24 protein-coding genes are annotated in these 23,556 nt (G+C 62.3%); 13 read left to right on the plus strand and 11 right to left on the minus strand.

Annotated features, from left to right (window positions below):
• Positions 1 to 13: 13 nt before the first annotated feature.
• From CF161_RS30330 to CF161_RS30350, 5 genes are all read right to left on the minus strand, one after another.
• Positions 14 to 1,051: an AbrB family transcriptional regulator gene (locus CF161_RS30330; protein ID WP_020300459.1), complete on the minus strand. Its 1,038-nt coding sequence runs from the start codon at positions 1,049 to 1,051 to the stop codon at positions 14 to 16.
• Positions 1,044 to 2,558 carry a tripartite tricarboxylate transporter permease gene (locus tag CF161_RS30335; RefSeq protein WP_020300460.1) on the minus strand — a complete coding sequence of 505 codons (1,515 nt, stop codon included), beginning with the start codon at positions 2,556 to 2,558 and terminating at the stop codon, positions 1,044 to 1,046. The genes CF161_RS30330 and CF161_RS30335 overlap by 8 nt, the downstream gene beginning before the upstream one ends.
• Before the next feature lies 1 nt (position 2,559).
• On the minus strand, positions 2,560 to 3,018 hold the full coding sequence (locus CF161_RS30340) for a tripartite tricarboxylate transporter TctB family protein (protein ID WP_020300461.1): 459 nt from the start codon (positions 3,016 to 3,018) through the stop codon (positions 2,560 to 2,562).
• A gap of 58 nt (positions 3,019 to 3,076) precedes the next feature.
• The gene (locus tag CF161_RS30345; protein ID WP_020300462.1) at positions 3,077 to 4,063 is read right to left on the minus strand and encodes a tripartite tricarboxylate transporter substrate binding protein; all 987 of its coding nucleotides are present in this window, start codon (positions 4,061 to 4,063) and stop codon (positions 3,077 to 3,079) included.
• A 75-nt stretch (positions 4,064 to 4,138) separates the two neighbouring features.
• A complete protein-coding gene (locus CF161_RS30350; RefSeq protein ID WP_020300463.1) occupies positions 4,139 to 5,431 on the minus strand; it encodes an OprD family porin in 1,293 nt (430 codons plus the stop codon).
• 233 nt (positions 5,432 to 5,664) lie between these two features.
• Between CF161_RS30350 and CF161_RS30355 the strand changes: the two genes are divergently transcribed.
• Positions 5,665 to 6,336 (plus strand): response regulator, encoded by a 672-nt coding sequence (locus tag CF161_RS30355; RefSeq protein WP_020300464.1) that lies wholly within the window; start codon positions 5,665 to 5,667, stop codon positions 6,334 to 6,336.
• Positions 6,329 to 7,714, plus strand: coding sequence for a sensor histidine kinase (locus CF161_RS30360; protein ID WP_020300465.1), 1,386 nt, complete (start codon positions 6,329 to 6,331; stop codon positions 7,712 to 7,714). Before CF161_RS30355 ends, CF161_RS30360 begins: the two co-directional genes overlap by 8 nt.
• 36 nt (positions 7,715 to 7,750) lie before the next feature.
• Here CF161_RS30360 and CF161_RS30365 read toward each other — a convergent pair whose 3' ends face one another.
• Complete coding sequence (locus CF161_RS30365) at positions 7,751 to 8,572, minus strand: HDOD domain-containing protein (RefSeq protein WP_020300466.1); 822 nt, start codon at positions 8,570 to 8,572, stop codon at positions 7,751 to 7,753.
• Between the two features lie 37 nt (positions 8,573 to 8,609).
• A complete protein-coding gene (locus CF161_RS30370) occupies positions 8,610 to 9,551 on the minus strand; it encodes a folate-binding protein YgfZ (RefSeq protein ID WP_020300467.1) in 942 nt (313 codons plus the stop codon).
• Between the two features lie 150 nt (positions 9,552 to 9,701).
• On the opposite strand from CF161_RS30370, the gene CF161_RS30375 reads away from it, so the two are divergent.
• Both CF161_RS30375 and CF161_RS30380 read left to right on the plus strand, forming a co-directional pair.
• Positions 9,702 to 9,956: a succinate dehydrogenase assembly factor 2 gene (locus CF161_RS30375; RefSeq protein ID WP_020300468.1), complete on the plus strand. Its 255-nt coding sequence runs from the start codon at positions 9,702 to 9,704 to the stop codon at positions 9,954 to 9,956.
• Positions 9,940 to 10,392 (plus strand): protein YgfX, encoded by a 453-nt coding sequence (locus CF161_RS30380; RefSeq protein ID WP_043230954.1) that lies wholly within the window; start codon positions 9,940 to 9,942, stop codon positions 10,390 to 10,392. The genes CF161_RS30375 and CF161_RS30380 overlap by 17 nt, the downstream gene beginning before the upstream one ends.
• On the opposite strand, the gene nadB is transcribed toward CF161_RS30380, so the two are convergent.
• Complete coding sequence (gene nadB / locus CF161_RS30385; RefSeq protein WP_020300470.1) at positions 10,361 to 11,977, minus strand: L-aspartate oxidase; 1,617 nt, start codon at positions 11,975 to 11,977, stop codon at positions 10,361 to 10,363. The genes CF161_RS30380 and nadB overlap by 32 nt on opposite strands.
• A 570-nt stretch (positions 11,978 to 12,547) precedes the next feature.
• On the opposite strand from nadB, the gene rpoE reads away from it, so the two are divergent.
• The 4 genes from rpoE to CF161_RS30405 all read left to right on the plus strand — a co-directional run bounded on the left by rpoE (position 12,548) and on the right by CF161_RS30405 (position 16,391).
• Positions 12,548 to 13,129, plus strand: coding sequence for an RNA polymerase sigma factor RpoE (gene rpoE / locus CF161_RS30390; protein ID WP_019692537.1), 582 nt, complete (start codon positions 12,548 to 12,550; stop codon positions 13,127 to 13,129).
• A gap of 31 nt (positions 13,130 to 13,160) precedes the next feature.
• A complete protein-coding gene (locus tag CF161_RS30395) occupies positions 13,161 to 13,748 on the plus strand; it encodes an anti sigma-E factor RseA C-terminal domain-containing protein (RefSeq protein WP_020300471.1) in 588 nt (195 codons plus the stop codon).
• Between the two features lie 8 nt (positions 13,749 to 13,756).
• Complete coding sequence (locus tag CF161_RS30400; RefSeq protein WP_043230957.1) at positions 13,757 to 14,716, plus strand: MucB/RseB C-terminal domain-containing protein; 960 nt, start codon at positions 13,757 to 13,759, stop codon at positions 14,714 to 14,716.
• A 247-nt stretch (positions 14,717 to 14,963) separates the two neighbouring features.
• On the plus strand, positions 14,964 to 16,391 hold the full coding sequence (locus CF161_RS30405) for a DegQ family serine endoprotease (RefSeq protein ID WP_043230965.1): 1,428 nt from the start codon (positions 14,964 to 14,966) through the stop codon (positions 16,389 to 16,391).
• A 76-nt stretch (positions 16,392 to 16,467) separates the two neighbouring features.
• Here CF161_RS30405 and CF161_RS30410 read toward each other — a convergent pair whose 3' ends face one another.
• A complete protein-coding gene (locus tag CF161_RS30410; protein WP_020300475.1) occupies positions 16,468 to 17,901 on the minus strand; it encodes a M48 family metalloprotease in 1,434 nt (477 codons plus the stop codon).
• 97 nt (positions 17,902 to 17,998) lie between these two features.
• Between CF161_RS30410 and CF161_RS30415 the strand changes: the two genes are divergently transcribed.
• Together CF161_RS30415 and CF161_RS30420 are read left to right on the plus strand one after the other, a co-directional pair.
• Positions 17,999 to 18,238, plus strand: a complete 240-nt coding sequence (locus CF161_RS30415; RefSeq protein ID WP_020300476.1) for a sulfurtransferase TusA family protein — start codon at positions 17,999 to 18,001, stop codon at positions 18,236 to 18,238.
• A gap of 41 nt (positions 18,239 to 18,279) precedes the next feature.
• On the plus strand, positions 18,280 to 19,350 hold the full coding sequence (locus tag CF161_RS30420; RefSeq protein ID WP_020300477.1) for an AI-2E family transporter: 1,071 nt from the start codon (positions 18,280 to 18,282) through the stop codon (positions 19,348 to 19,350).
• A gap of 54 nt (positions 19,351 to 19,404) precedes the next feature.
• On the opposite strand, the gene CF161_RS30425 is transcribed toward CF161_RS30420, so the two are convergent.
• Both CF161_RS30425 and CF161_RS30430 read right to left on the minus strand, forming a co-directional pair.
• Positions 19,405 to 19,878, minus strand: coding sequence for a peroxiredoxin (locus CF161_RS30425; RefSeq protein ID WP_020300478.1), 474 nt, complete (start codon positions 19,876 to 19,878; stop codon positions 19,405 to 19,407).
• Between the two features lie 10 nt (positions 19,879 to 19,888).
• Entirely contained in the window at positions 19,889 to 20,449 is a 561-nt protein-coding gene (locus CF161_RS30430; protein WP_020300479.1) for a glycine cleavage system protein R, read from the minus strand.
• A gap of 327 nt (positions 20,450 to 20,776) precedes the next feature.
• Here CF161_RS30430 and dapA point away from each other — a divergent pair, with 327 nt between their 5' ends.
• From dapA to CF161_RS30445, 3 genes are read left to right on the plus strand one after another with little or no spacing between them, the layout of a single operon-like run.
• Positions 20,777 to 21,655 carry a 4-hydroxy-tetrahydrodipicolinate synthase gene (gene dapA, locus CF161_RS30435; protein WP_020300480.1) on the plus strand — a complete coding sequence of 293 codons (879 nt, stop codon included), beginning with the start codon at positions 20,777 to 20,779 and terminating at the stop codon, positions 21,653 to 21,655.
• A gap of 17 nt (positions 21,656 to 21,672) precedes the next feature.
• Entirely contained in the window at positions 21,673 to 22,788 is a 1,116-nt protein-coding gene (gene bamC / locus CF161_RS30440; protein ID WP_020300481.1) for an outer membrane protein assembly factor BamC, read from the plus strand.
• 4 nt (positions 22,789 to 22,792) lie between these two features.
• The gene (locus tag CF161_RS30445) at positions 22,793 to 23,551 is read left to right on the plus strand and encodes an MBL fold metallo-hydrolase (protein WP_020300482.1); all 759 of its coding nucleotides are present in this window, start codon (positions 22,793 to 22,795) and stop codon (positions 23,549 to 23,551) included.
• Positions 23,552 to 23,556 lie beyond the last annotated feature (5 nt).

The raw sequence follows: 23,556 nt of genomic DNA on the forward strand, positions 1-23,556 counted from the left end.
CCAGGGTTGCCGGTCAGTTAAGGTCCGAGTCTTTGTTCCAGTGCCGGAACAAAGGCTCCGCCAGAAACAGCACAAACAGCAAGCGCATCACCTGCATCGCCGTCACCAAGGGCACCGACAGTTGCAGGGTCTCGGCCGTCAGGCTCATTTCCGCGATACCGCCGGGCATCATGCCCAATGTCAGCGAGCGCAGGTCCAGGTGAGTCAGGGCGCTCAGGCCCAATGCCGCGAGGCTGGCGATAAGCATGGTCAGTGCCGTGCCCAGCAGGGTGCGGCCCAGGAACGAGGGCGCGCGACGAAAGAACTGGCGATTGAAGTGACAGCCCAGGCCGCTGCCGATCAGCCATTGGCCCATCTGGCTGGCACCGTCGGGCAGGCCGATGTGCAGGTTCCAGCTGATACTCACGGTGGCCGCCACCAGCAGCGGGCCGAACAGCCAGGGGTTGGGCTGGCGCAGGCGCTGCCAGATCCAGGCGAGCAGGGCGCCCGCCGGAAACAGTAACGCCAGCCAGGGCCAATCGACCGTCGCCGGATGTGCCTGCGGCACACCCTCGCCAAGCAGGTACTTGAAGGCCGCCGGCACGCACAGCACCACCGCCAGTACCCGCAGGCTTTGCCCGGCCGCGACGCGACTGAGCACCGCGCCATTGCGCGCCCCCAGGTTGACCATCTCCCCGGAACCGCCCGGCATGCTGGAGAAGAACGCCGTGGCCCGGTCCTCCCCGGTACGCCGCATCAACCACACACCCACCACCGCCGACAGGCTGGTGACCAGCGCGCCGAAGAAGATCAGGCCGAAGTGGCTCATTACCTGCTCCATCACCACCGGGGTGAAGTGCAGGCCGATGCCGATGCCCACCACCCATTGCCCGCATTTGCGGCCGCCGGGGATTTCCGCCAGTTGCCAGGGCGTCAGGCAGCGCACCAGGATGATCGCCAGCAACGAGCCGACCATCCACGGCAGCGGCCAGCCGATCTGGCTGGCGAGGTAACCCCCCACCAGCCCGACCAGTGGGGTTCCCCACCACTGTTTGAAACTGACCTCAGACATCGGCCACGGCACGGCGCTGCACGGAACGCTTGCGCCAGATGCGCAGGATCGGCATCAGCAGCATCACGGCCGTGAGCATCCACACGCCCAGGGTGATCGGGCTCGACCAGAGGATCTCCAGCGCACCGTTGGAAATCGACAGCGCCCGGCGCAGGTTCTGCTCCATCAGGCCGCCGAGGATAAAGCCCAGCAGTACCGGCGACAGCGGGAAGTCCAGCTTGCGCAGGATGTAGCCGAAGATACCGATGCCCACCATCAGGAACAGGTCGAAGGTGGTGGCGTGCACCGCGTAGACGCCGATCCCGGTGATGATCGCGATCACCGGCACCAGTGCCCAGTTCGGCACGGCCAGGATGCGGGTGAAGATGCGGATCATCGGGATATTGAGGATCACCAGCATGATGTTGGCGATAAACAGCGAGGCGATCAGGCCCCAGACGATGTCCGGTTGCTGCTGGAACAACAGCGGGCCGGGGGTGATGTTGTACAGCGACAGCGCGCCAATCATCACCGCGGTGGTGCCCGAGCCCGGCACGCCGAGGGTCAGCATCGGCACCAGGGCGCCGCAGGCCGAGGCGCCGATGGCGGTTTCCGGTGCCGCCAGCCCGCGCATGTCGCCCTGGCCGAAGGTGCCTTTGGCGCCGGCGATGCGTTTTTCGGTCATGTAGGCCACGGCACTGGCCAGGGTCGCGCCGGCACCCGGCAGCACGCCCATGATGAAGCCCAGCAGGCCGCAGCGGATGTTGACCACGAACACCGCCGAGGCTTCCTTGAGGTTGAACATCATGCGCCCGGTGGCCTTGACCGCTTCCTGGCCTCGGTGGGTTTTTTCCAGCAGCAACAGAATCTCGCTGATGGAGAACAGGCCCAGCACCAGCACCACGAACTGAATGCCATCGGTGAGGTGGATATTGTCGCCGGTGAAGCGGTAGACGCCGCTGTTGGCATCGATGCCGACACTGGACAGGAACAGGCCGATCAGCGCGGCGACAAAGGTTTTCAGCGGCCGATCACCGGCCATGCCGCCCAGGCAGACAATCGCGAACACCATCAGCACGAAATATTCCGCCGGGCCGAAGGCGATCGCCCATTTCGCCAGCAGCGGGGCAAACAGCACCATGCCGCAGGTGGCAATAAAGGCGCCGATGAACGAGCTCCAGGCCGACAGTGACAAGGCCACGCCCGCCAGGCCCTTGCGGGCCATGGGGTAACCGTCGAGGGTGGTCATCACGGTGGAGGCTTCACCCGGGATGTTGAGCAGGATCGAGCTGATCCGGCCGCCGTACTCGCAGCCCAGGTACACCGCCGCCAGCAGAATCAGCGCCGACTCCGGTGGCAGGCCGAGGGCGAAGGCAATCGGGATCAGCAGCGCCACGCCGTTGATCGGGCCCAGCCCCGGCAGCAGGCCGACCACGGTGCCGATCAGCGTGCCGCACAGGGCGGTCACCAGGTTGTATGGGCTCAGCGCGACGCCGAAGCCCTGGCCCAAATAGCTGAAAGTGTCCATATCAGTTCTCCAGAACTTCAAGCAGGCCGAGGGGCAGCGGTACATCCATGGCTTTATCGAACAACAGATACAGACCCACGGCCATCAAGCTGACGATAACCACGCTGGGCAACCAGCGGCCGCCATACAGGCGTGCCATCGGGATGCCCACCAGCATGCTGCTGAGGATGAAACCCAGGGGTTCGAAGGTGCCGGCAAACACGATCAACAGCGCCACGCAGACGCCGATCTTGATCAGGGTTTCGCGGTCCAGTGCCGGTTCCTCTTCGGTGTGCTGGGTTGGCTGCGGGCGAAACAGCATGTACACCAGGCCCAGGCTCATCAGCCCCAGCATCAGCAGGGGAAAGGCCCGGGGCCCGACTGGTTCGTAGGAAAAAGCCGCCTGGTACGGCCAGGCCATCAGTGCCAGACCGGCACAGGCCAGCAGCAACACCGAGGCAAAAATGCGTTGTAAGAGCATGGGGAACTCCTGGGCCCGGCCCACGATGCGCGAGGGCCGGGCGGCTAGACCGGGGCGATCACTGGATCAGGCCGAACTCTTTGGCCAGGGTCTTGTAGTCGGCGACCTGTTTCTTGACGTAGGTGTCCAGCTCCAGGCCGGTCAGGGCGAACGGGAACAGCTCGCGCTGGTCACGCAGCTTGGCGAACTCTTCGGATGCCAGCAGCTTGTCGAAGGCGTCTTTCCACCAGGCGTAGTCTTCGTCGCTGACCTTTGGCCCCAGGTAGAAGCCGCGCACCACCGGCCAGACGATGTCGTAGCCCTGTTCCTTGGCGGTCGGGATGTCTTTCATTTCCGGCTCGTCCAGGCGCTGCTCGGAGAACACCGCCAGCAGCCGCATGTCGCCGGCGAGAATGTGCGGCATGGAGTCGGAGATGTCGGTACTGCCGACCTGGATGTGCCCGCCGAGCAGGGCGGTGGCGATTTCACCGCCGCCTTCCAGGGCCACGTAACGCAAGTCGCGCGGGTTGATCCCGGCGGCCTTGGCGATTAGCGCGGTCTGCATCCAGTCCTGGCTGCCGACGGTGCCGCCAGAGCCGATCACCACTTTGCTCGGGTCTTTTTTCAGGGCCTGGACCAGGTCGTCGAGGTTCTTGTAGGGCGAGTCGCTTTTGACCGCGATCGCACCGTAGCTGGTGCCGACGGCCGCCAACCAGCGCACCGCGCTTTCATCGAAGCGGCCGAACTTGCCCTGGGCCAGGTTCAGCAGCGAGCCGCTGGACCAGGCCACCAGGGTCCCGGCGTCGGCCGGGCGCTGGGCTACCACCGCGTTGTAGGCCACCGCGCCGACGCCGCCGGGCATGTAGGTCACGCGCATCGGCTTGGACAGCAGTTTTTCGTTGACCAGTGCGCTTTGCGCCAGCTTGCAGGTCAGGTCGAAACCGCCGCCGGGGGAGGCCGGGGCGATGCATTCCGGGCGCTTGGGTTCGGCGCCGGCGGCCAGCAGTTGGCCGGCGAACAGCAGGCAGCCGGCGGCGAGGGCGAGTTTACGCAGTGATAAGTCCATGATCGTCTCCACAGGAGTTGTTGTAGGTATGCCAGGGCCGTCCTCGACCCTGGTGTGTTAACTGCTGAAGGCCAGTTACCAGAGGGCCACGCTGTAGCTCACCAGCAGCCGCACTTCATCGGCGTCCCGTGCCGAATAGTTGGAGCGGTAGGTGGCATTGCGCAGGCGCACCGCGACGTCTTTCAGGGTGCCGCTTTGCACCACGTACTTGATCTCGGTGTTGCGTTCCCATTCCTTGCCGGTGTCGCCGTTTTTCAGGGCGATGTTGTCACCGCTGATGTAGCGGCTCATGAAGCTCAGGCCGGGGATCCCGAGTTTGGCGAAGTCGTAGTCGTAGCGTGCTTGCCAGGAACGCTCCTGGGCGCCGGCAAAATCGTTGATCTGCACGAAGTTGACCAGGTACGGATCGCTGCCATCGACGTAGGGAAAGGCGCTGTCGCCGGACATGTGCTGATAACCGGCGCTGAGTTTATGCCCGTTCAAGGCATAGCTCACCAGGCCGTTGAGGGATTTGTTGTCGATCTTGCCGCCACGGGCCTGGCCCTGGTCATCACTGATGGCCGCACGCAAGTCGGCGGCAAAGGTGCCGGGGCCCATGGGCCGCGACGCCACCAGGCCGAGGAAGTGCTGCTGGTAGACCTCGCCGAGCTGGGCGAAGTGGTAGCTGCCGGTGATCTTGTCGGTGAACTTGTAGTCCAGGCCGCCGAAATCGAAATGCTTGCCCTCGGCGGTGCTGCTGAAGCGGCTGTTCTTATTGTTGAGGGCGATGTTTTCGTAGTTGCTGTCGTCACGGTCCTTGGCCCGGGACAGGCGACCACCGGTGAAGGTCAGGTTCTTGATTTCCCTGGAAGTCAGCAGGCCGCCTTCGAAGGTCTGGGGCAGGATGCGTCCGTCGTTGGGCTTGAGGATCGGCAGTTCGGGGATCAGGCTGCCGACCTTCAGCTCGGTGGCCGAGATCTTCATCTTGCCGGTCAGGCCGAGCTTGGAGTATTCGTCGGCTGCGCGGCCGTCATCGTGGGTCGGCAGCAGGCCGGTGCCGGTGCGGTCGGGGCTGGAGTCGAGCTTGATGCCGAGCATGGCCAGGGCGTCCACGCCGAACCCGACGGTGCCCTCGGTGTAGCCCGATTGCAGGTTGAGCATGAACCCCTGGGCCCATTCGTCGCGTTTGGATTGCTGGGCGCTGGTGCCATCGCGAAAGTCGCGGTTGAAGTACATATTGCGGGTTTCGAGGGTGGCGCTGCTGTCTTCGAAGAACGCGGCCTGGCCAAGCGGCGAAAAGCCGGCGAGGGCGGCGGCACTGGCAAGGGTGGTCTGGCGCAGAAGGGAAAAACGAACAGGCGGGCAAGCCTGAGGCTGCATGGACAGCATCGTGTGGTACTCCGTTATTGTTCTTATTGGCGAAAACGCTTCGAGGCGTTTTTCGGGCAAGCGGCCGTGATGGCCACGGCAGTCGGGACTGTCCGTGGCAGGACTCTAATGGGCCAACCTTTCGCTAACCTTTCAGCGGACTTTCAATGTTTTCGGGCTTCACAGCGGCGGTTGCGGCTGTAAACTCCGCGCCAAAGAGTGGCGTCGACCCTCCCCGAATGAGGTAGCAATCCATGCGCGTTCTGCTTGTCGAAGACCATCTGCAGCTGGCGGAAAGTGTCGCCCAGGCGCTGAAAAGCATCGGCCTGACGGTGGATGTGCTGCACGATGGCGTGGCAGCGGACCTGGCCCTGGGCAGCGAGGAGTACGCGGTGGTCATCCTCGATGTCGGCCTGCCGCGCATGGACGGTTTCGAAGTCCTGGCGCGCCTGCGCAGCCGCGGCAAGAACCTGCCGGTGCTGATGCTGACCGCCCGCAGCGACGTCAAGGATCGGGTCCATGGCCTGAACCTCGGGGCCGACGATTACCTGGCCAAACCCTTCGAACTCACCGAGCTTGAAGCCCGGGTCAAGGCCCTGCTGCGGCGCAGCGTGCTCGGCGGCGAACGCCAGCAGCGCTGCGGGGTGCTGGTCTATGACCTGGACACCCGGCGCTTTACCCTGGGCGATGAGCTGCTGACCCTGACCTCCCGCGAGCAGGCGGTGCTCGAAGCCCTGATCGCCCGCCCGGGCCGGGTGATGAGTAAGGAACAACTGGCGGCCCAGGTGTTCGGCCTGGATGAAGAGGCCAGCCCCGACGCCATCGAAATCTACGTTCACCGCCTGCGCAAGAAACTCGATGGGCATGCGGTGGCCATCGTCACCTTCCGCGGCCTCGGCTACCTCCTGGAAAGCCGCGATGCATAAGCCCAGCAGCCTGCGTTGGCGGTTGTTGTGGAACCTCGCGCTGCTGTTGGTGGTGCTGATGCTGGCCAGCGGTTTGAGTGCCTACTGGAACGGGCGCGAGGCCGCCGATACGGCCTATGACCGAACCCTGCTGGCCTCGGCGCGGACCATCGCCGCCGGTTTGTCCCAGCGCGACGGCAGCCTGAGTGCCAATGTGCCTTATGTGGCCCTGGACACCTTCGCCTACGACAGCGCCGGACGTATCTACTACCAGGTCAACGACATTCACCAGCAGCTGATCTCCGGTTACGAAAACCTCCCCGGGCCGCCGCCGGGCACCCCGCGCACCGATGATTATCCGGCGTTGGCGCGGTTTTACGATGCCACCTACCTGGGACAGAACGTGCGTGTGGTCAGCCTGCTCAAGGCGGTCAGCGAGCCGAACATGAACGGCATGGCGGAAATTCGCGTGGCGGAGACCGACGAGGCCCGTGAAACCATGGCCCGCAGCCTGATGGCCGACACCTTGCTGCGCCTGGGGATGCTGGCGATTGGCGCGCTGGTGCTGGTGTGGTTTGCCGTGAGTGCCGCCCTGCGTCCGCTGGAGCGCCTGCGCAGCGCGGTCGAGGAGCGTCAGCCGGATGACCTGCGGCCCCTGCCGCTGGTGGAGGTGCAGCGCGAGTTGTGGCCGCTGGTGCGGGCGCTCAACCATTTCACCGAGCGCTTGCGCGGTCAGTTCGAGCGCCAGGCGCAATTTATCGCCGATGCCGCCCATGAGCTGCGCACGCCGCTGGCGGCGCTCAAGGCGCGGCTGGAACTGGGCCAGCGGGCCTCGGACCCGCAGACCTGGCGCGCCACCCTGGAAAGCGCGGCCCAGGGCACCGACCGCCTGACCCACCTGGCCAATCAACTGCTGTCCCTGGCACGCATTGAAAACGGCGCCCGGGCGATTGCCGAGGGCGGTGCGCAGTCCCTCGACCTCAGCCAACTGGCCCGCGAGCTGGGCATGGCCATGGCCCCCCTGGCCCACGCCCGCGGCGTGGCCTTGGCCCTGGAGGCCGACGAACCGGTGTGGCTGCGCGGCGAGCCGAGCCTGCTCAATGAGCTGTTGAGCAACCTGGTGGATAACGCCCTGGCCCACACCCCGCCAGGCGGCAATGTGATTTTGCGTGTGTCGCCGCCGGGGGTACTGGAAGTCGAGGACGACGGCCCGGGGATCCCCCTGGAAGAGCGGGACCGGGTGTTCGAACGCTTCTACCGGCGTAATCAGCAAGTGGCGGGGTCCGGGCTGGGCCTGGCGATCGTCGGCGAAATCTGCCGCGCGCACCTGGCGCAGATCAGCCTGCACGATGGCGCGCAACGGGGTTTGAAGGTGCGGGTGAGTTTTATTGCGAGCTAGCCAGTTGCGGTGAGCGTTGGCGGGGCGCCGGGCCGATCAGTACAGGAGCGAGCGCGACTCTTCCAGGTCGCGGCACATCGCTTCATCGTCCAGGTCGATCCCCAGCTTCTTGAACGCCGGCACCTCAGAGACGTCGACCCGCGCCAGGGGATGGTCGGTGCCTTTGTGGCAATACAGGGTGGCGACCTGGACCAGGTCGATGTAGTCGAGCTTGGTCGAGTCGCGTTGCAGGTTCAGGTATTGCCCGGGCACCAGGGCCAGTTTTTCCGGAAAATCCCAGACCTTGAGCAATTTATCCCCCAGCAGCGGGTGAATATGCTCGATCACGTGGTTCAGGCTGACCGGGTCGGCCAGCAGCTCGTAGTGGTCTTCGGCGTAGGTCAGGATCGGCAGCACGCCGATCTGGTGCACCAGGCCGCCCAGGGCCGCCTGATCCGGCTTGAGCTGGGAGTAACTGCGGCACAGGGCGTAGCTGATACCGGCGACCTCCAGGCTCTTGCGCCAGACATCGCGCATCTTTTTTTCGACCACTTCGGAGCGGGCGTGGAAAATCTGCTCCATGACCAGGCCGATGGCCAGGTTGCTGCTGTAGTTGACCCCCAGGCGAGTGATGGCCGTGTGCAGGTCGGTGACTTCCTGGGTCGCGCGCAACAAGGGGCTGTTGACCACTTTGATCAGGCGCGCCGAAAGCGCCGTATCGCGGCCAATCACTTTGCTCAGGGTGCTGACGCTGATCTCCGGATCTTCAGCGGCCCGGCGAATTTGCAGGGCCACCTCCGGTAGCGTTGGCAGAACCAGGTCATCGTTATCGATGGCCTCAACTAAATCCTGTTGGACCTTATCCGCCAGCTTGCTCATTTCTGTTCTCTAGGGTGTTGCCAAGGGGTGCTGACGATCAGCGCTGGATCTCGCGATCGCGGTCCAGTTGGTACGGTAAGTCGAGCAGTTGCAGGCCTGGCCCTTCAAGTGTCCCGAGGTGGATGTCACCCCCCTCAGCGGCTTCGGCTTGCAGCACCGCCAATAGTTCAATCTGTTGCTCGGCCCGTGCGGCGATCACCACTTCACCGATGGAACTGCCGTGGGTCGGGGAGAACAGCGGGGTGCCCGGTTCAGGCAGGTCGCCGGCCGGCAGGCAGAGGCGATACAGACGGCGCTTGAGCTTGCCCAGGTACTGCATGCGGGCGACGATTTCCTGGCCGGTGTAGCAGCCTTTCTTGAAGCTGACGCCGCCGATGGCCTGCAGATTGAGCATCTGCGGGATAAACAGCTCGCGAGTGGCAGGCATGACCTGGCCAATCCCGGCGCGGACCTGGCCCAGCAGCCACTGGTTGAGTTCGCCTTCAGGCAGTTGCGCCGCCAGTTGGCCGCGCAGGGTGTCGGCCTGATCGGCCGGGGCCCATAATTCGGCGCGCCCGGGGGAGACCCGCACCGCGATCAAATCGTTGTTGCGCACCAGGTTGCCGGCTTCTTCGCCAAGCTCAAGGCCCAGGCTGAGCAGGGCGGCGTCGGCATCGCCCAGGCCGAAACGCACCCATTGGGCGCTTTCATCGCTGAGTTTGGCTTTGGAAAACACTGCGTATTTCTTCAGGTCCGCCAGTTGCGGCTCCAGCAGCTCGTGGGCCATGGCCAGCAACACCCCGTCACCTTGCAGCAGGATGCGAAAGCTGGACTGCATGCGGCCTTTTTGCGTACAGCGCGCGCCCAGGCTGGACTGGGTGTCACTGAGGTAATTGAGGTTGCAGGTCAACTGACCCTGAAGGAACTTGCTGGCGTCAGGGCCGCGTACGGCGAGGATGCCTTCGTGGGACAGCGTGCAGAAAAAAGCGGAATCAGCCATGAGTCATCGCAGGGTAATAGGGTCTGGGGCACATCATAAGGGGGCGCCCCTGAAATGGGTAGTTCACAAAAGGTCGGTGGTGCCCGACCAAAGCCGACTGTTCTCGCCTCCTTCGGGCTGTATACTTGCGCTCTATTTGAGGAGCGCTCCATGGTCGAAGATGTTGAACTGAATCGCCTCTACTGGCACAGCCGTCGCGGCATGCTTGAACTAGACGTGTTGCTGGTGCCGTTCGTGAAGGAGGTGTATGCCCACCTCAATGATGTAGACCGCGAATGCTATCGCAAGCTGCTCGAATGCGAGGATCAGGACATGTTCGGCTGGTTCATGGAACGCAACGAGTCCGAAGACCCCGAATTGCAGCGCATGGTTCGCATGATCCTGGACCGTGTCCAGCCCAAGTAGCGCCTTCGAATGCCGCTGGCGTGCCTCTCGGCGCTTGCTGGCGGCTTATCTCCTGGCCCAGCTGGTTGCGTTGGGCTCGCTGCTGGTACTCGATATTCCCCTCTGGTCCCGCATTGCCGCACTGGCGGCTTGCCTGGCTCACGCCGGCTGGGTCGTGCCGCGGCAAATTCTCCTGAATCACCCCCACGCGTTTACCGGTTTGCGCCGCAATGCCGAAGGCTGGCAGCTATTCAATAACGCGCGAGGCTGGCAGCCGGTGCAATTGCGTCCGGACAGCCTGGCCTTGCCGATGATGGTCGTGCTGCGATTTCGCCTGCGGGGCGAGCGGCGCGTGCGTTCGCTCTGCGTGCCCCGTGATGCGCTGGCGCCGGCCATTCACCGGCGTTTGCGGGTACGGCTCAAGTTCAGTCGGCGTAGGTGGGCGGCAGCAGAATAGTGTCCAGCGCCTTGGGCAGCATCTGAGGGTAGTCGAGGGTGTAGTGCAGGCCGCGGCTTTCCTTGCGCGCCATGGCTGACAGAATCATCAGCTCGGCGACCTGGGCCAGGTTGCGCAGTTCGATCAGGTCGCGGCTGACTTTATAGTTGCTGTAGAACTCATCGATCTCGTCCAACAGCAGCCGTACCCGGTGCTGGGCCCGTGCCAGGCGCTTGTTGGTGCGCACGATACCCACGTAGTCCCACATGAAGCGCCGCAGCTCGTCCCAGTTATGCGCAATGATCACGTCTTCGTCGGAGTCCGTGACCTGGCTGGCATCCCACACGGGCAGGGCGGCGGGGACTGATATTTGCGGCAATTGCGCAAGAATGTCGGCCGCGGCCGAGCGGGCGTAGACAAAACACTCCAGCAGCGAGTTGCTGGCCATGCGGTTGGCACCGTGCAAACCGGTGAAGCTGGTTTCGCCGATGGCGTACAGGCCCGGGACATCGGTGCGGCCCTGTTGGTCGACCATCACCCCGCCGCAGGTGTAATGCGCCGCCGGAACCACCGGGATCGGCTGCTTGGTGATGTCGATGGAGAACTCCAGGCAACGCTCATACACCGTCGGGAAGTGGGTCTTGATGAACTCTTCCGGCTTGTGGCTGATGTCCAGGTACACGCAATCGATGCCCAGGCGCTTCATCTCATGGTCGATGGCGCGGGCCACGATGTCCCGTGGTGCCAGCTCGGCCCGTGGGTCGAAACGCTGCATGAAGCGTTCGCCATTGGGCAGCTTGAGGTGAGCACCTTCGCCACGCAGGGCTTCGGTGATCAGGAAACTCTTGGCTTGCGGGTGGTACAGGCACGTAGGGTGGAACTGGTTGAACTCCAGATTGGCCACCCGGCAGCCCGAACGCCAGGCCATGGCGATGCCGTCGCCGCACGCACCGTCCGGGTTACTGGTGTACAGATAGACCTTGGCTGCGCCGCCAGAGGCGAGGATCACAAAGCGTGCGCCGTAGGTGTCGACCTCACCGGTGCCGCGGTTGAGCACGTAGGCCCCCAGGCAACGATCGCCTTCCAGGCCGAGGCGTTTCTCGGTGATCAGGTCGATGGCCACCCGTTGTTCCTGCAACTCAATGTTCGGTCGCTGCCGCGCCTGGGCCAGCAGGGTCTTGAAAATGGCCGCGCCGGTGGCATCGGCGGCGTGGATGATGCGCCTATGGCTGTGGCCGCCCTCGCGAGTCAGATGGAACTCGAAACCGCCGTCTTCAGTGCCGGACTGCTCGTCACGGGTAAAGGGCACGCCCTGGTCGATCAGCCACTGGATGGCCTCGCGGCTGTGTTCGACGGTGAAGCGCACCGCGTCTTCATGGCACAGGCCGCCGCCGGCATTCAGGGTGTCTTCAACGTGGGACTCGACGGTGTCGGTGTCGTCCAGCACCGCCGCGACGCCGCCCTGGGCCCAGAATGTCGAACCATTGGCCAGGTTGCCTTTGCTCAGCACGGCAATGCGCAGATGGGCAGGGAGGGTCAGCGCAAGACTCAGGCCGGCAGCGCCGCTGCCAATCACCAGAACATCGTGTTGAAACTGTTGGCTCATTAGGAGTATTCCGCTCAAAGCGACCCAGATTGGAGATGGCACAGTGATGCCTGGTTCGGCAAATCAGGGCGGCCACACAGCCCACTAGTATATAGAGGGGTGGATCGGCACAATAGCTGAGCCTTCGTGGCATTGTGAGACTACGGTGACCAGAAGACGGGTATTTGCAGCTCATGTTCGCCAGGTCGTTTCACGGCCAATTTGCCGCTCTGGCGACTGTATCGAAGATGTAGCGCCCTTTTTCTCTTCACGGTTACACAATGTTCGTTCTGCACGGCTATAAAGATTGGGAACTTTTGCCAAGGGCCCAAACTCAATAGAAGGTTGCCTGAAAGAAGGGACAGCGTCGGCGACATGCAAGGCTTGAGTCACGGCCTTTGCCGCTGGAATCGACGACAGGATTATTCGCGCAGCCGGCCTTGCCCGCGCTGCGTTTTTCGTGCGTGCCAAATCAGAGCCCGCAGGAAACTTGCTTGGAGGGGGAGAACTTTTGCGAAAAGCCCGAGTCTATGTTTGCAAGCCTGATCGATTAGTGATGCAAGCTTCCTCCGAGCTTATCGAGGAGTGTTCATGCTAACCCAGGAAGAGGATCAGCAGCTGGTCGAACGCGTGCAACGCGGCGACAAGCGAGCGTTCGATCTGCTGGTGCTGAAATATCAGCACAAAATTCTCGGGTTGATCGTGCGATTCGTGCACGACACCCATGAAGCCCAGGATGTCGCACAAGAAGCCTTTATCAAGGCTTACCGTGCACTTGGTAATTTCCGCGGCGACAGTGCGTTTTATACGTGGCTGTACCGTATCGCCATCAACACGGCGAAAAACTATCTGGTTTCACGCGGCCGACGGCCGCCGGATAGCGATGTCAGTTCTGAAGATGCGGAGTTCTACGACGGCGATCATGGCCTCAAGGACCTTGAGTCTCCAGAGCGGGCGCTGCTGCGGGATGAGATCGAAGGCACTGTCCATCGAACCATCCAGCAACTTCCAGAAGATTTGCGTACAGCTTTAACTTTACGTGAATTCGATGGTCTGAGTTACGAGGACATTGCGAGCGTCATGCAATGTCCGGTGGGTACCGTGCGCTCCCGGATTTTCCGCGCTCGGGAAGCCATCGATAAAGCCCTGCAGCCGTTGTTGCAGGAATCCTGAGACAGCGGCGACAGCCAAGAGAGGAACCGCCATGAGTCGTGAAGCCCTGCAGGAATCGCTGTCCGCAGTGATGGATAACGAAGCGGACGAACTGGAATTGCGTCGGGTGTTGAATGCCGTCGACGAAGTTGAGACCCGTGAAACCTGGGCTCGTTATCAAATCGCTCGGGCAGCCATGCACAAGGAACTGCTGCTTCCACGTCTGGATATTGCTGCGGCCGTTTCTGCCGCACTGGCTGACGAAGCCGTGCCGGCCAAGGCCTCCCGCAGTCCATGGCGCAGCCTGGGCCGCCTGGCCGTTGCTGCCTCGGTAACGGTGGCGGTGCTGGCAGGTGTTCGCCTGTACAACCAGGACGAGATCGCTGGTGTTGAACTGGCACAGCAATCGGGTCAGCAGACCCTGGCTGTTCCACAAGTCAAGGGCCCTGCGGTCCTGGCTGGCTACAGCGAAAGTTCCGAAGCCACAGGTCCTATGGCCAACGGCGTGTTGCAAGGCCAGCAAGGCTGGCATGATCAGCGCCTGCCAAGCTACCTGCGTCAGCATGCGCAACAAGCTGCCCTCAAAGGCACTGAAAGCGCGCTGCCTTACGCTCGTGCAGCAAGCCTGGAAAACCGCTAAGGAGGATCATGCGCGCCATACCTCTACTTACGCTTCTGCTTAGTGGCTGGTTTGTAGTTCCAGCCCATGCCGATGAAGCCCAGGACTGGCTGCAACGTCTTGGGCAAGCGGAGCAGCAGCAAAGCTTTCAGGGCACCTTTGTTTACGAGCGTAACGGTAGTTTTTCTACCCATAACATCTGGCATCGTGTCCAGGATGGTAAGGTCCGCGAGCGGTTGGTTCAGCTCGATGGATCCGCTCAAGAGGTGGTGCGCATCGACGGACGTACCCAATGTGTCAGCGGCCAGTTGGTCGCAGGCCTTGGAGACGCTCCGGACTCTGCTGCTCGTGCCCTCGATCCGCAAAAGCTCAAGAATTGGTACGACCTTGCCGTCATCGGCAAGTCGCGCGTGGCTGGGCGTCAGGGGGTCATCGTCTCGCTGACTCCCCGTGATCAACACCGCTATGGTTTCGAATTGCACCTGGATCGCGAGACCGGGCTGCCGCTCAAATCGTTGCTGCTCAACGACAAGGGGCAGTTGCTCGAGCGTTTCCAGTTCACCCGCCTCGACACTGCCGATGTGCCGCAGGACAGCGAATTGCAGCCCAGTGCTGAATGCCGTCCGGTCGCCATCAACAGCGACAAGGCTTCAGCGGTGAAAGCGGCCCAGGTCTGGCACTCGGATTGGCTGCCGCCAGGGTTCGAGCTGACCAGCAGCACGGCGCGCAAAGACCCGGACACCAAGTCCATGGTCAACAGTCTGATGTATGACGATGGCCTAGCCCGTTTCTCGGTGTTTCTCGAGCCGCTCAATGGCGCGGTGGTCACTGACACCCGCACCCAGCTTGGCCCGACCGTTGCTGTGTCTCGGCGCCTGACCACTCCTGAAGGCGAGATGATGGTCACCGTGGTGGGCGAGATCCCTATTGGTACCGCTGAACGGATTGCGCTATCCATGCGCTCCGACACGGCCAACGCCAAGCAGTGACAGGCTGCCATGGCATTCACCAAACCCTTTATTGGTTGTGCAAGAGGTCAGCAATGCCCACTCCACAATTGAGAAGATGAAATGTTTGGTGAGCAATTTCATTTGCAAAACCCCGGTTTTTTTTCTATAGGTCAGAGCCCCTCGGTTCTGGCCTTGTTTGTCGTTCCCGGAACAAAAGTACCGGCGCTTGCCGCTCGCTACTTGTTGCTCCATATCGCTTAATCATGCTCGTTGTAACGGGAGCCGTATGTCGATACCACGCTTGAAGTCTTACCTCTCCATATTCGCCACCGTGCTTGTTCTCGGTCAGGCAGTTGCCGTGCAAGCGGCGGAACTGCCCGACTTCACACAGCTGGTCGAGCAGGCTTCCCCTGCCGTGGTCAATATCAGTACCACGCAGAAGCTTCCCGATCGCAAGGTGTCCAACCAGCAGATGCCCGATCTTGAAGGCCTGCCGCCGATGCTGCGGGAGTTCTTCGAGCGCGGTATGCCCCAGCAGCGCTCGCCCCGTGGTGATCGCCAGCGCGAGGCGCAGTCCCTGGGTTCGGGTTTCATCATCTCGTCTGATGGCTACATCCTGACCAACAACCACGTGATTGCCGATGCCGACGAAATCCTCGTGCGCCTGGCCGATCGCAGCGAACTCAAAGCCAAGTTGATCGGCACCGACCCTCGTTCCGATGTGGCCTTGCTGAAAATCGATGGCAAGGATCTGCCCGTACTGAAGCTCGGCAAATCCCAGGACCTGAAAGCCGGCCAGTGGGTGGTTGCCATCGGTTCGCCGTTCGGTTTCGACCACACCGTGACCCAGGGCATTGTCAGCGCCATCGGGCGCAGCCTGCCGAACGAAAACTACGTGCCGTTCATCCAGACCGACGTGCCGATCAACCCGGGCAACTCCGGCGGTCCGCTGTTCAACCTGGCAGGTGAAGTAGTGGGGATCAACTCGCAGATCTACACCCGCTCCGGCGGCTTCATGGGTGTGTCGTTCGCCATCCCGATCGATGTGGCGATGGACGTTTCCAACCAGCTGAAAAGCGGTGGCAAGGTCAGTCGTGGCTGGTTGGGCGTGGTGATCCAGGAAGTGAATAAAGACCTGGCTGAGTCGTTCGGCCTGGACAAACCGGCCGGTGCCCTGGTGGCACAGATTCAGGATGACGGTCCGGCAGCCAAGGGCGGCCTGCAAGTGGGCGACGTGATCCTCAGCATGAACGGCCAGCCGATCGTCATGTCGGCAGACCTGCCGCACCTGGTAGGCGCGCTCAAGGCCGGTGCCAAGGCCAACCTCGAGGTGATCCGCGAGGGCAAGCGCAAGAATGTCGAGCTGACCGTTGGCGCGATCCCTGAAGAGGACAAGGAGCTGGGCACCCTGGCCAAGTCCGGTGTCGAGCGCAGCAGCAACCGTCTGGGCGTTGCCGTGGCCGAGCTGACCGATGAGCAGAAGAAGACCTTCGACCTCAAGGGCGGCGTGGTGATCAAGGAAGTTCAGGACGGTCCTGCGGCTCTTATCGGCCTGCAGCCGGGCGATGTGATCACTCACCTGAACAATCAGGCGATCACTTCGACCAAGAACTTCACCGAGATTGCCCAGGCCTTGCCGAAGAATCGTTCGGTGTCGATGCGCGTCCTGCGTCAGGGCCGTGCCAGCTTCATCACCTTCAAACTGGCTGAATAACCTGCCCCGCAGGTTATCCGCCCCATGAAAAAGCCCGCCTTGAAAGAGGCGGGCTTTTTTGTGTGCGCTTGAAGGGTCAGCGCATCATGTCCTTGACCATTTGTTCCTGGTCCATCAACTCGCGCTGGCGGGCATCGATCCGCGAGGACAGCGGGAAGTTGCTGCCCGCGCGACGTTTGGCGAAGTCCAGTTGCTGGATGGCCTGACGGTAGTCACCGACCAGGGCGAAGTACTCGGCGCGGGCCTGGTGCAGGCCGATGGTATTGCCAGACAGACCGCGGGTTTCCGCCACCATGTACCATACGTCCGGATCGTCGGGGCGGCTCTTGAGCAGACCTTCGAGGGCTTTTTCGGCGTCGGCGGCGCGGTTCTGCTTGAGCAGCAGGTCGACCCGAACCTGATTCAGCGGATAGTTGTTCGGGTATTGGGTCAGCACTCGGTCAACCCGGGCTTGTGCATCGGGCAGGCGGTTGTTGGCGATGTCCAGCTCGATCTGTGCCAGGTTATAGGTGATGTCGTTGGGCGATTTGGCCAACAGCTGCTTGAGGTTCTCCCGCGCGTCGTTCCATTGGCTGCCCTTGATCTGGGCGATGGCCAGGCCATAGCGGGCCACGTCGTTTTTCGGATTTTCGTCGAGTTGGGCGCGAAAGCGTTTGGCGGCCAGGCCCGGCGAATCTTCATACGTGAGTTGCACCCGCGCGCGAATCAACTGATAGCGCATGCTGTCTTCGGTGCCGCCGGGCTTGGCCTGCTCGGCGCGGTTGCGGGTGTCGGCGATCCGCGATTCGGTGACCGGGTGAGTCAGGAGGAATTCCGGCGGCTTGGCATCGAAGCGGTACTGGCGCATCAGGCGTTCGAACATGCTCGGCATCGAGCGCGGGTCGTAGCCGGCCTTCTCCAGGTTGAGGATGCCGATGCGGTCGGCTTCCTGTTCGTTCTGCCGGGAGAAGCGTCGTTGCTCCTGGATGGCCGCAGCCTGGGTGCCGGCGATGGCGGCGATCCCGGCGTCGCCGGCACCGGCCGCAGCGATCACGATGCCGGCCAGCAAGGCTGCCATCATCGGCACTTGCATGCGTTGCTGGGCTTCGACGCCTCGGGCGAAGTGGCGTTGGGACAAGTGAGCCAATTCGTGGGCCAGTACCGAGGCATATTCGCCTTCGGTCTGAGCGTTGAGGAACAGCCCGCCGTTGACCCCGATGATCCCGCCGGGTGCGGCGAAGGCGTTGAGTTGCGGGCTGTCGATCAGAATGAACTCAAGGCGCCGGTCATTGACCTGGCTGGTTTCCACCAGTTTGTAGACGCTGGTTTCGACGTAGTCCTTGAGTTGCGGGTCGTTGAGTTGCGAAACCTGACTGCGCAGCAGGGCGAGCCAGGCGCGGCCCAGCTGGTATTCCTGTTGCGGCGAGACAATGGCAGAACTGGCGTCACCGAGTGATGGCAGGTCGTCGGCGAAGCCCGGTGAGGCGAGCAGGCAAGCGAGCGTCAGCAGGGTAGGGCGCAAAAAAGTCATGCACAAAGCCTTAGTCGACAAAGAGTCTACTGTAGCCGGACACTTGGCCTGCGACCAGATATTCTAGGCAACTCAAACACATGACCGGAGTGCCCCGATGACCGATGCTGTAGCCCATGACGCCGAGCTGGATGCCAGCGGTCTGAACTGCCCGTTGCCCTTGCTCAAGGCCAAGCTGGAACTCAATCGCCTGGCCAGCGGCGCGGTGCTCAAGGTCATTGCCACGGACGCCGGTTCGCAACGCGACTTTCGCACCTTTGCCCGTTTGGCCGGTCATACCCTGCTTCGTGAAGAAGACGAGGCCGGGGTATATCGCTACTGGTTGAAAAAGGCCTGAGAGCCTCTCGCAATGGCCGTGCTGCTATTTAAGGATCATTGATGTTCAAGGTGTTACGCGACTGGATTCAGCGCTACTTCTCCGATGAGGAGGCTGTGGTGCTGGCCGTGCTGTTGTTCCTGGCCTTTACCGCGGTGCTGACCCTGGGCGGCATGCTGGCGCCGGTGCTGGCAGGCATGGTCCTGGCTTACCTGATGCAGGGCCTGGTGGTGACCCTCGAGCGCCTGCGGCTGCCGGGTGGCGCGGCGGTGGGGCTGGTGTTTGCCTTGTTCATGGGGCTGTTGCTGGTGTTTATCGTGGTGGTGGTGCCCTTGCTCTGGCATCAGTTGATCACCCTGTTCAACGAGTTGCCGGGCATGCTCGGCAAGTGGCAGTCGCTGCTGCTGTTGCTGCCAGAGCGCTACCCACATCTGGTGTCCGACGAGCAGGTGCTGCAGGCCATCGAAGTGGCGCGGGGCGAGATCGGAAAGTTCGGCCAGTGGGCGCTGACCTTTTCCCTGTCCAGCTTGCCGCTGCTGGTCAACATCATGATCTACCTGGTGCTGGTGCCGATTCTGGTGTTCTTCTTCCTCAAGGACCGGGCAATGATCGGCCAATGGGTGCGCGGCTACCTGCCGCGCGAGCGCGCGCTGATCACGCGGGTGGCCCAGGAAATGAATCGTCAGATTGCCAACTACATCCGCGGCAAGGTGATCGAGATCGTGATCTGCGGCGGCGTGACCTACATCGCCTTTGTCGCCCTGGACCTCAATTACGCGGCGCTGCTGGCCCTGCTGGTAGGTGTTTCGGTGGTGGTGCCCTACGTCGGCGCCGTGGTGGTGACCGTGCCGGTGGCGCTGATTGCCCTGTTCCAGTGGGGGTGGAGCGATCAGTTCATCTACCTGATGGCGGTCTACGGCATCATCCAGACCCTGGATGGCAACGTGCTGGTGCCGCTGCTGTTCTCCGAGGCGGTGAACCTGCACCCGGTGGCAATCATCTGCGCGGTGCTGTTGTTTGGCGGGTTGTGGGGCTTCTGGGGGGTGTTCTTCGCGATCCCGCTGGCCACCCTGTTCAAGGCGGTGCTGGATGCGTGGCCACGGCAGGAGCCGGTGGTCGCGCCATTGCTTTGAAGTGATCGGGGTCAATGACGGGGCGGCGCCAATGGCCGCCCCGGTTGCTCAGGCTCAGGCCTTGTTCAGCGCCTGGGCGGCAGCCAGTACCGCATCGACATGGCCGGGCACTTTCACGCCACGCCATTCCTGGCGCAGTACACCGTCCTTGTCGATCAGGAAGGTGCTGCGATCCACGCCCAGATACTCTTTGCCATAGAGCTTCTTCAGCTTGATCACGTCGAACAGCTGGCACACGACCTCGTCCTTGTCGCTGATCAGTTCGAAGGGAAACTCCTGCTTGCACTTGAAGTTTTCATGGGACTTCAGGCTGTCGCGGGAGACACCGAAAATCTCGGTGTTGGCTGCCTTGAACGCGGCGTACTGGTCACGAAAGCCCTGGCCTTCGGTGGTGCAGCCCGGCGTGCTGTCCTTGGGGTAGAAGTAGATCACCACTTGCTTGCCCTTGAGTGCGGCAAGGCTGACGGTCTGCCCGCTGGTGGCTGGGGCTTCGAAATCGGCGATGGGCTGGTCGATAGCAACGGCCATGAAAGCTTCCTTACATTGGGTTCTGTGGGCGCCAAGGTTCAATCAGCGCATCGAGATTCATTGCGTCGGCGAAATCCAGGAACTGGTCGCGCAACCAGCTGATCTGGGTTCCGGCGGGCAAGGTCACGGTGAACGTGGCATTGAGCATGGTGCCGCCGGTCTGCGGGGCCTGGTAGGTGTCGCAGGTCAGGTTCTCCAGCTCGACCTGATGGTCGATGAAGAACTGGCACAGCTCGTTGACGATGTCCGAACGGTAGGCAGAACTGACATAGGCAACATAGGGCAGGGCCTGGGGGCGGTTCTCCAGGGCGGCGCTGCGCACCACGTTGACCGTGAAGGCATGCTTCTTGGCCAGCGAGGGCAGGCCGGTCTCGAGGCGCGCCAGGGCGTCCCAACTGCCGGAAATCTGCAGGACCAGCGCGCTGCACTCACCGTGGCGAGTCAGGCGCGAGGTCACCACGGCGCAGCGATTTTCATGGCTGGCGCGGCACAGGACGTTAGTCAGCTCCATGGGGTTGGCGCCGAGGGCACTGATGACAAGGAATTGTTCGCGAACTGTGGGGGTGGACATGCAGCATTCCTAAAGCGATGAGCGGTCGATACTTTCGTAGGCTCGCGTACTGGGCAAACGTCCGGATGCGTATTCAAAGTCCCGGAATCCGCAGGCTGCGACAAGCTCCACTAAAGAGGGAAGCGCTGGTCAGCCGCGCAGGACAGGGGCTTCGGATGCTGAAAAGGGAGGCAGGAACCCGGCGTACAAGCTTATCAGTACCGATCAAAGCCTGAAGGGTAGCGAAAACCATCGCCAAGGGGAATGGCGCAAGCACAGTACTTCGCTTGTGCAAGCATCTTGGCGCCAGTACCATTACCGCTCTCTTTTTCCGGCAGGAGCGGTTGCATGATTGCGGGCAGTATGGTGGCACTGGTCACACCCATGGATGCACAGGGTCGTCTCGACTGGGACAGCCTGAGCAAACTGGTGGACTTCCACCTGCAAGAGGGCACCAACGCCATTGTGGCGGTCGGCACCACTGGTGAGTCGGCCACCCTGGACGTGAACGAACACATTGAAGTGATTCGTCGCGTGGTAGCTCAAGTTGCAGGGCGTATTCCGGTGATCGCCGGCACAGGCGCCAACTCGACGCGTGAAGCGATCGAACTGACCACCAATGCGAAAACCGCCGGCGCCGATGCGTGCCTGCTGGTCACGCCTTATTACAACAAGCCGACGCAAGAAGGTTTGTATCAGCATTTCCGGACCATCGCCGAAGCTGTCGATATCCCGCAGATCCTCTACAACGTGCCAGGCCGCACCGCTTGCGACATGCAGGCCGAGACCGTGATCCGTCTGTCGACCGTGAAAAACATCATCGGGATCAAGGAAGCCACTGGCGACCTGCAGCGGGCCAAGGACATCCTGGCCGGCGTGAGCAGCGATTTCCTGGTGTATTCCGGTGATGACGCCACGGCCGTCGAACTGATCCTGCTGGGTGGCAAGGGCAATATCTCGGTGACCGCCAACGTCGCCCCGCGTGCCATGAGCGACCTGTGCGCCGCGGCCATGGCTGGCGATGCGGTCAAGGCCCGAGCGATCCACGAGACGCTGATGCCGCTCAATAAAACCCTGTTTATCGAATCCAACCCTATCCCCGTGAAATGGGCCCTGCACGAGATGGGCTTGATGCCGAACGGTATCCGTCTGCCGCTCACCTGGCTCAGTGCTGCCTGTCACGAACCGCTGCGGCAGGCCATGCGCCAGTCCGGCGTATTGGTTTAATTGAGGAAGTACTACGCATGAAGCGAATGGCCGGACTTTCCGCACTTGCCTTGATTATCTCCAGCACCAGCGGTTGTGGTTGGATTTGGGGCCCGGAAGGCTACTTCCGTGACCGTGGCAGCGACTACCTGGAAGCGCAACAGACTGCACCGATGCAATTGCCACCTGACGTCAAGACTGCCAAGCGCCTCGACCCGCTGTTGCCGATCCCGCGCAACGTGGCTGACGACAGCGTCAAGGGCGAGTACGTGGTTCCGCGTCCACAGCCGTTGTCGGCCGTGGCCGATGCCGGCGACTACACCTTGCAGAAAAGCGGCGACTCGCGTTGGGTCATGGCTCAGCATCCACCGGCTGAAGTCTGGCCCGTGGCAGTGCAGTTCTTCCAGGACAACGGTTTCCGCCTGGATCAGCAGCGTCCGCAGACTGGCGAGTTCAGCACCAGCTGGCAGCGTTCCGACGAGCTTTCGGCCTCCGTGGCCAAGCGCCTGAGCAGCGCCGGTGTCGGCGCCGACAGCGAAACCCGCGTGCGGGTCCGCATCGAGCCAGGCGTGCAACGCAATACCAGTGAAGTCTACGTGGTCAGCGCCGAGCGTCCTGCCGGCAGCACGGCCGACGTCGAGTTCACCAACCGCTCGGTCAATACCGGCCTGGATGCCGCGCTGGTCGACGACATGCTGGCCAGCATGAGCCGCATTTCCGAGAAGGGCGGTTCGGTGTCCCTGCTGGCTGCGCGTGATTTCGATACCCCAAGCCGTGTCAGCCTCAGCGAAGACGGCAGCGGCAACCCGGTGCTGAACCTGGGCGCAGACCTGGACCGTGCCTGGTCGAGCGTCGGCCGTGCCCTGGAGCAGGGCGAATGGCGGGTTGAAGACATCAACCGCAGCCTGGGCCTGTACTACATCAACCTCGCCGAAAAAGCCGAGAAGAAAAACGACGAGCCAGGCTTCTTCGGCAAGTTGTTCGGCAGCAAGCCGGCCAAGGAAGAAGTCGAAGCTCGCGCCGAGCGTTATCAGGTTCGCCTGAGCAAGGTGGGCGAGAGCGTTCAGGTCACCGTCGAGAAAAACATCAACACTGTGGCGCCGGCTGATGTGGCGCGCAAAGTATTGGGCGTGATTCAGGACAACCTGGGCTGATCAAATGCGTTTTGCCGTTCTCGGCAGTGGTAGCCAAGGGAATGGCACGCTGATAGTCAGCAATGACACCTATGTGCTGGTTGATTGCGGTTTCTCCTTGCGTGAAACCGAGCGGCGCCTGCTGCGCCTGGGGGTTCACCCCGCGCAGCTGAGCGCGATTCTGGTGACCCACGAACATGCCGACCACGTGCATGGCGTGGGTTTGCTGTCTCGGCGCTACAATCTACCGGTCTACCTTAGTCGCGGTACCTTGCGCGGGATGCGCAAGCCGGTTGAGGTCGCGGGCTTTTTGGCCGGTGGCGAGCAGTTGCAGATCGGTGCGTTGAGCATCGGCGTGATCGCCGTCGCCCACGACGCCCAGGAACCTACGCAATTTGTCTTCAGTGACGGTCAACGGCGCTTTGGCCTGTTGACCGACCTGGGGTCTTATTGCGCCGGCGTGCTGGAGGGCTACAGCGGCCTGGATGCCTTGATGATCGAGGCCAATCACTGCCGTGACCTGCTCGCGCGTGGGCATTACCCGACCTTTCTCAAGCAGCGGGTCGGTGGGCAAGAAGGACATCTGAACAACCACCAGGCCGCAAACCTGGTGGCCGAGTTGGGCTGGCAAGACCTGCAACACCTGGTCCTGGCTCATCTGAGCAGCAAGAACAACCTGCCGCAGCTGGCCCGGCAATGTTTTGTCGACACCCTCGGGTGCGACCCGGACTGGCTGCAATTGGCCGATCAAGATTCAGGGCTCGACTGGCGACACATCGCCTAGCCCAC

The organism is Pseudomonas sp. CF161 (genome assembly GCF_000416215.1).
Taxonomy (GTDB): Bacteria; Pseudomonadota; Gammaproteobacteria; order Pseudomonadales; family Pseudomonadaceae; genus Aquipseudomonas.

Coding starts and splice junctions, on each gene's coding strand:
- CF161_RS30330 (WP_020300459.1), bottom strand. CDS start 1,051: ATGTCTGAGGTCAGTTTCAAACAGTGGTGGGGAACCCCACTGGTCGGG.
- CF161_RS30335 (WP_020300460.1), bottom strand. CDS start 2,558: ATGGACACTTTCAGCTATTTGGGCCAGGGCTTCGGCGTCGCGCTGAGC.
- CF161_RS30340 (WP_020300461.1), bottom strand. CDS start 3,018: ATGCTCTTACAACGCATTTTTGCCTCGGTGTTGCTGCTGGCCTGTGCC.
- CF161_RS30345 (WP_020300462.1), bottom strand. CDS start 4,063: ATGGACTTATCACTGCGTAAACTCGCCCTCGCCGCCGGCTGCCTGCTG.
- CF161_RS30350 (WP_020300463.1), bottom strand. CDS start 5,431: ATGCTGTCCATGCAGCCTCAGGCTTGCCCGCCTGTTCGTTTTTCCCTT.
- CF161_RS30355 (WP_020300464.1), top strand. CDS start 5,665: ATGCGCGTTCTGCTTGTCGAAGACCATCTGCAGCTGGCGGAAAGTGTC.
- CF161_RS30360 (WP_020300465.1), top strand. CDS start 6,329: ATGCATAAGCCCAGCAGCCTGCGTTGGCGGTTGTTGTGGAACCTCGCG.
- CF161_RS30365 (WP_020300466.1), bottom strand. CDS start 8,572: ATGAGCAAGCTGGCGGATAAGGTCCAACAGGATTTAGTTGAGGCCATC.
- CF161_RS30370 (WP_020300467.1), bottom strand. CDS start 9,551: ATGGCTGATTCCGCTTTTTTCTGCACGCTGTCCCACGAAGGCATCCTC.
- CF161_RS30375 (WP_020300468.1), top strand. CDS start 9,702: ATGGTCGAAGATGTTGAACTGAATCGCCTCTACTGGCACAGCCGTCGC.
- nadB (WP_020300470.1), bottom strand. CDS start 11,977: ATGAGCCAACAGTTTCAACACGATGTTCTGGTGATTGGCAGCGGCGCT.
- rpoE (WP_019692537.1), top strand. CDS start 12,548: ATGCTAACCCAGGAAGAGGATCAGCAGCTGGTCGAACGCGTGCAACGC.
- CF161_RS30395 (WP_020300471.1), top strand. CDS start 13,161: ATGAGTCGTGAAGCCCTGCAGGAATCGCTGTCCGCAGTGATGGATAAC.
- CF161_RS30400 (WP_043230957.1), top strand. CDS start 13,757: ATGCGCGCCATACCTCTACTTACGCTTCTGCTTAGTGGCTGGTTTGTA.
- CF161_RS30405 (WP_043230965.1), top strand. CDS start 14,964: ATGTCGATACCACGCTTGAAGTCTTACCTCTCCATATTCGCCACCGTG.
- CF161_RS30410 (WP_020300475.1), bottom strand. CDS start 17,901: ATGACTTTTTTGCGCCCTACCCTGCTGACGCTCGCTTGCCTGCTCGCC.
- CF161_RS30415 (WP_020300476.1), top strand. CDS start 17,999: ATGACCGATGCTGTAGCCCATGACGCCGAGCTGGATGCCAGCGGTCTG.
- CF161_RS30420 (WP_020300477.1), top strand. CDS start 18,280: ATGTTCAAGGTGTTACGCGACTGGATTCAGCGCTACTTCTCCGATGAG.
- CF161_RS30425 (WP_020300478.1), bottom strand. CDS start 19,878: ATGGCCGTTGCTATCGACCAGCCCATCGCCGATTTCGAAGCCCCAGCC.
- CF161_RS30430 (WP_020300479.1), bottom strand. CDS start 20,449: ATGTCCACCCCCACAGTTCGCGAACAATTCCTTGTCATCAGTGCCCTC.
- dapA (WP_020300480.1), top strand. CDS start 20,777: ATGATTGCGGGCAGTATGGTGGCACTGGTCACACCCATGGATGCACAG.
- bamC (WP_020300481.1), top strand. CDS start 21,673: ATGAAGCGAATGGCCGGACTTTCCGCACTTGCCTTGATTATCTCCAGC.
- CF161_RS30445 (WP_020300482.1), top strand. CDS start 22,793: ATGCGTTTTGCCGTTCTCGGCAGTGGTAGCCAAGGGAATGGCACGCTG.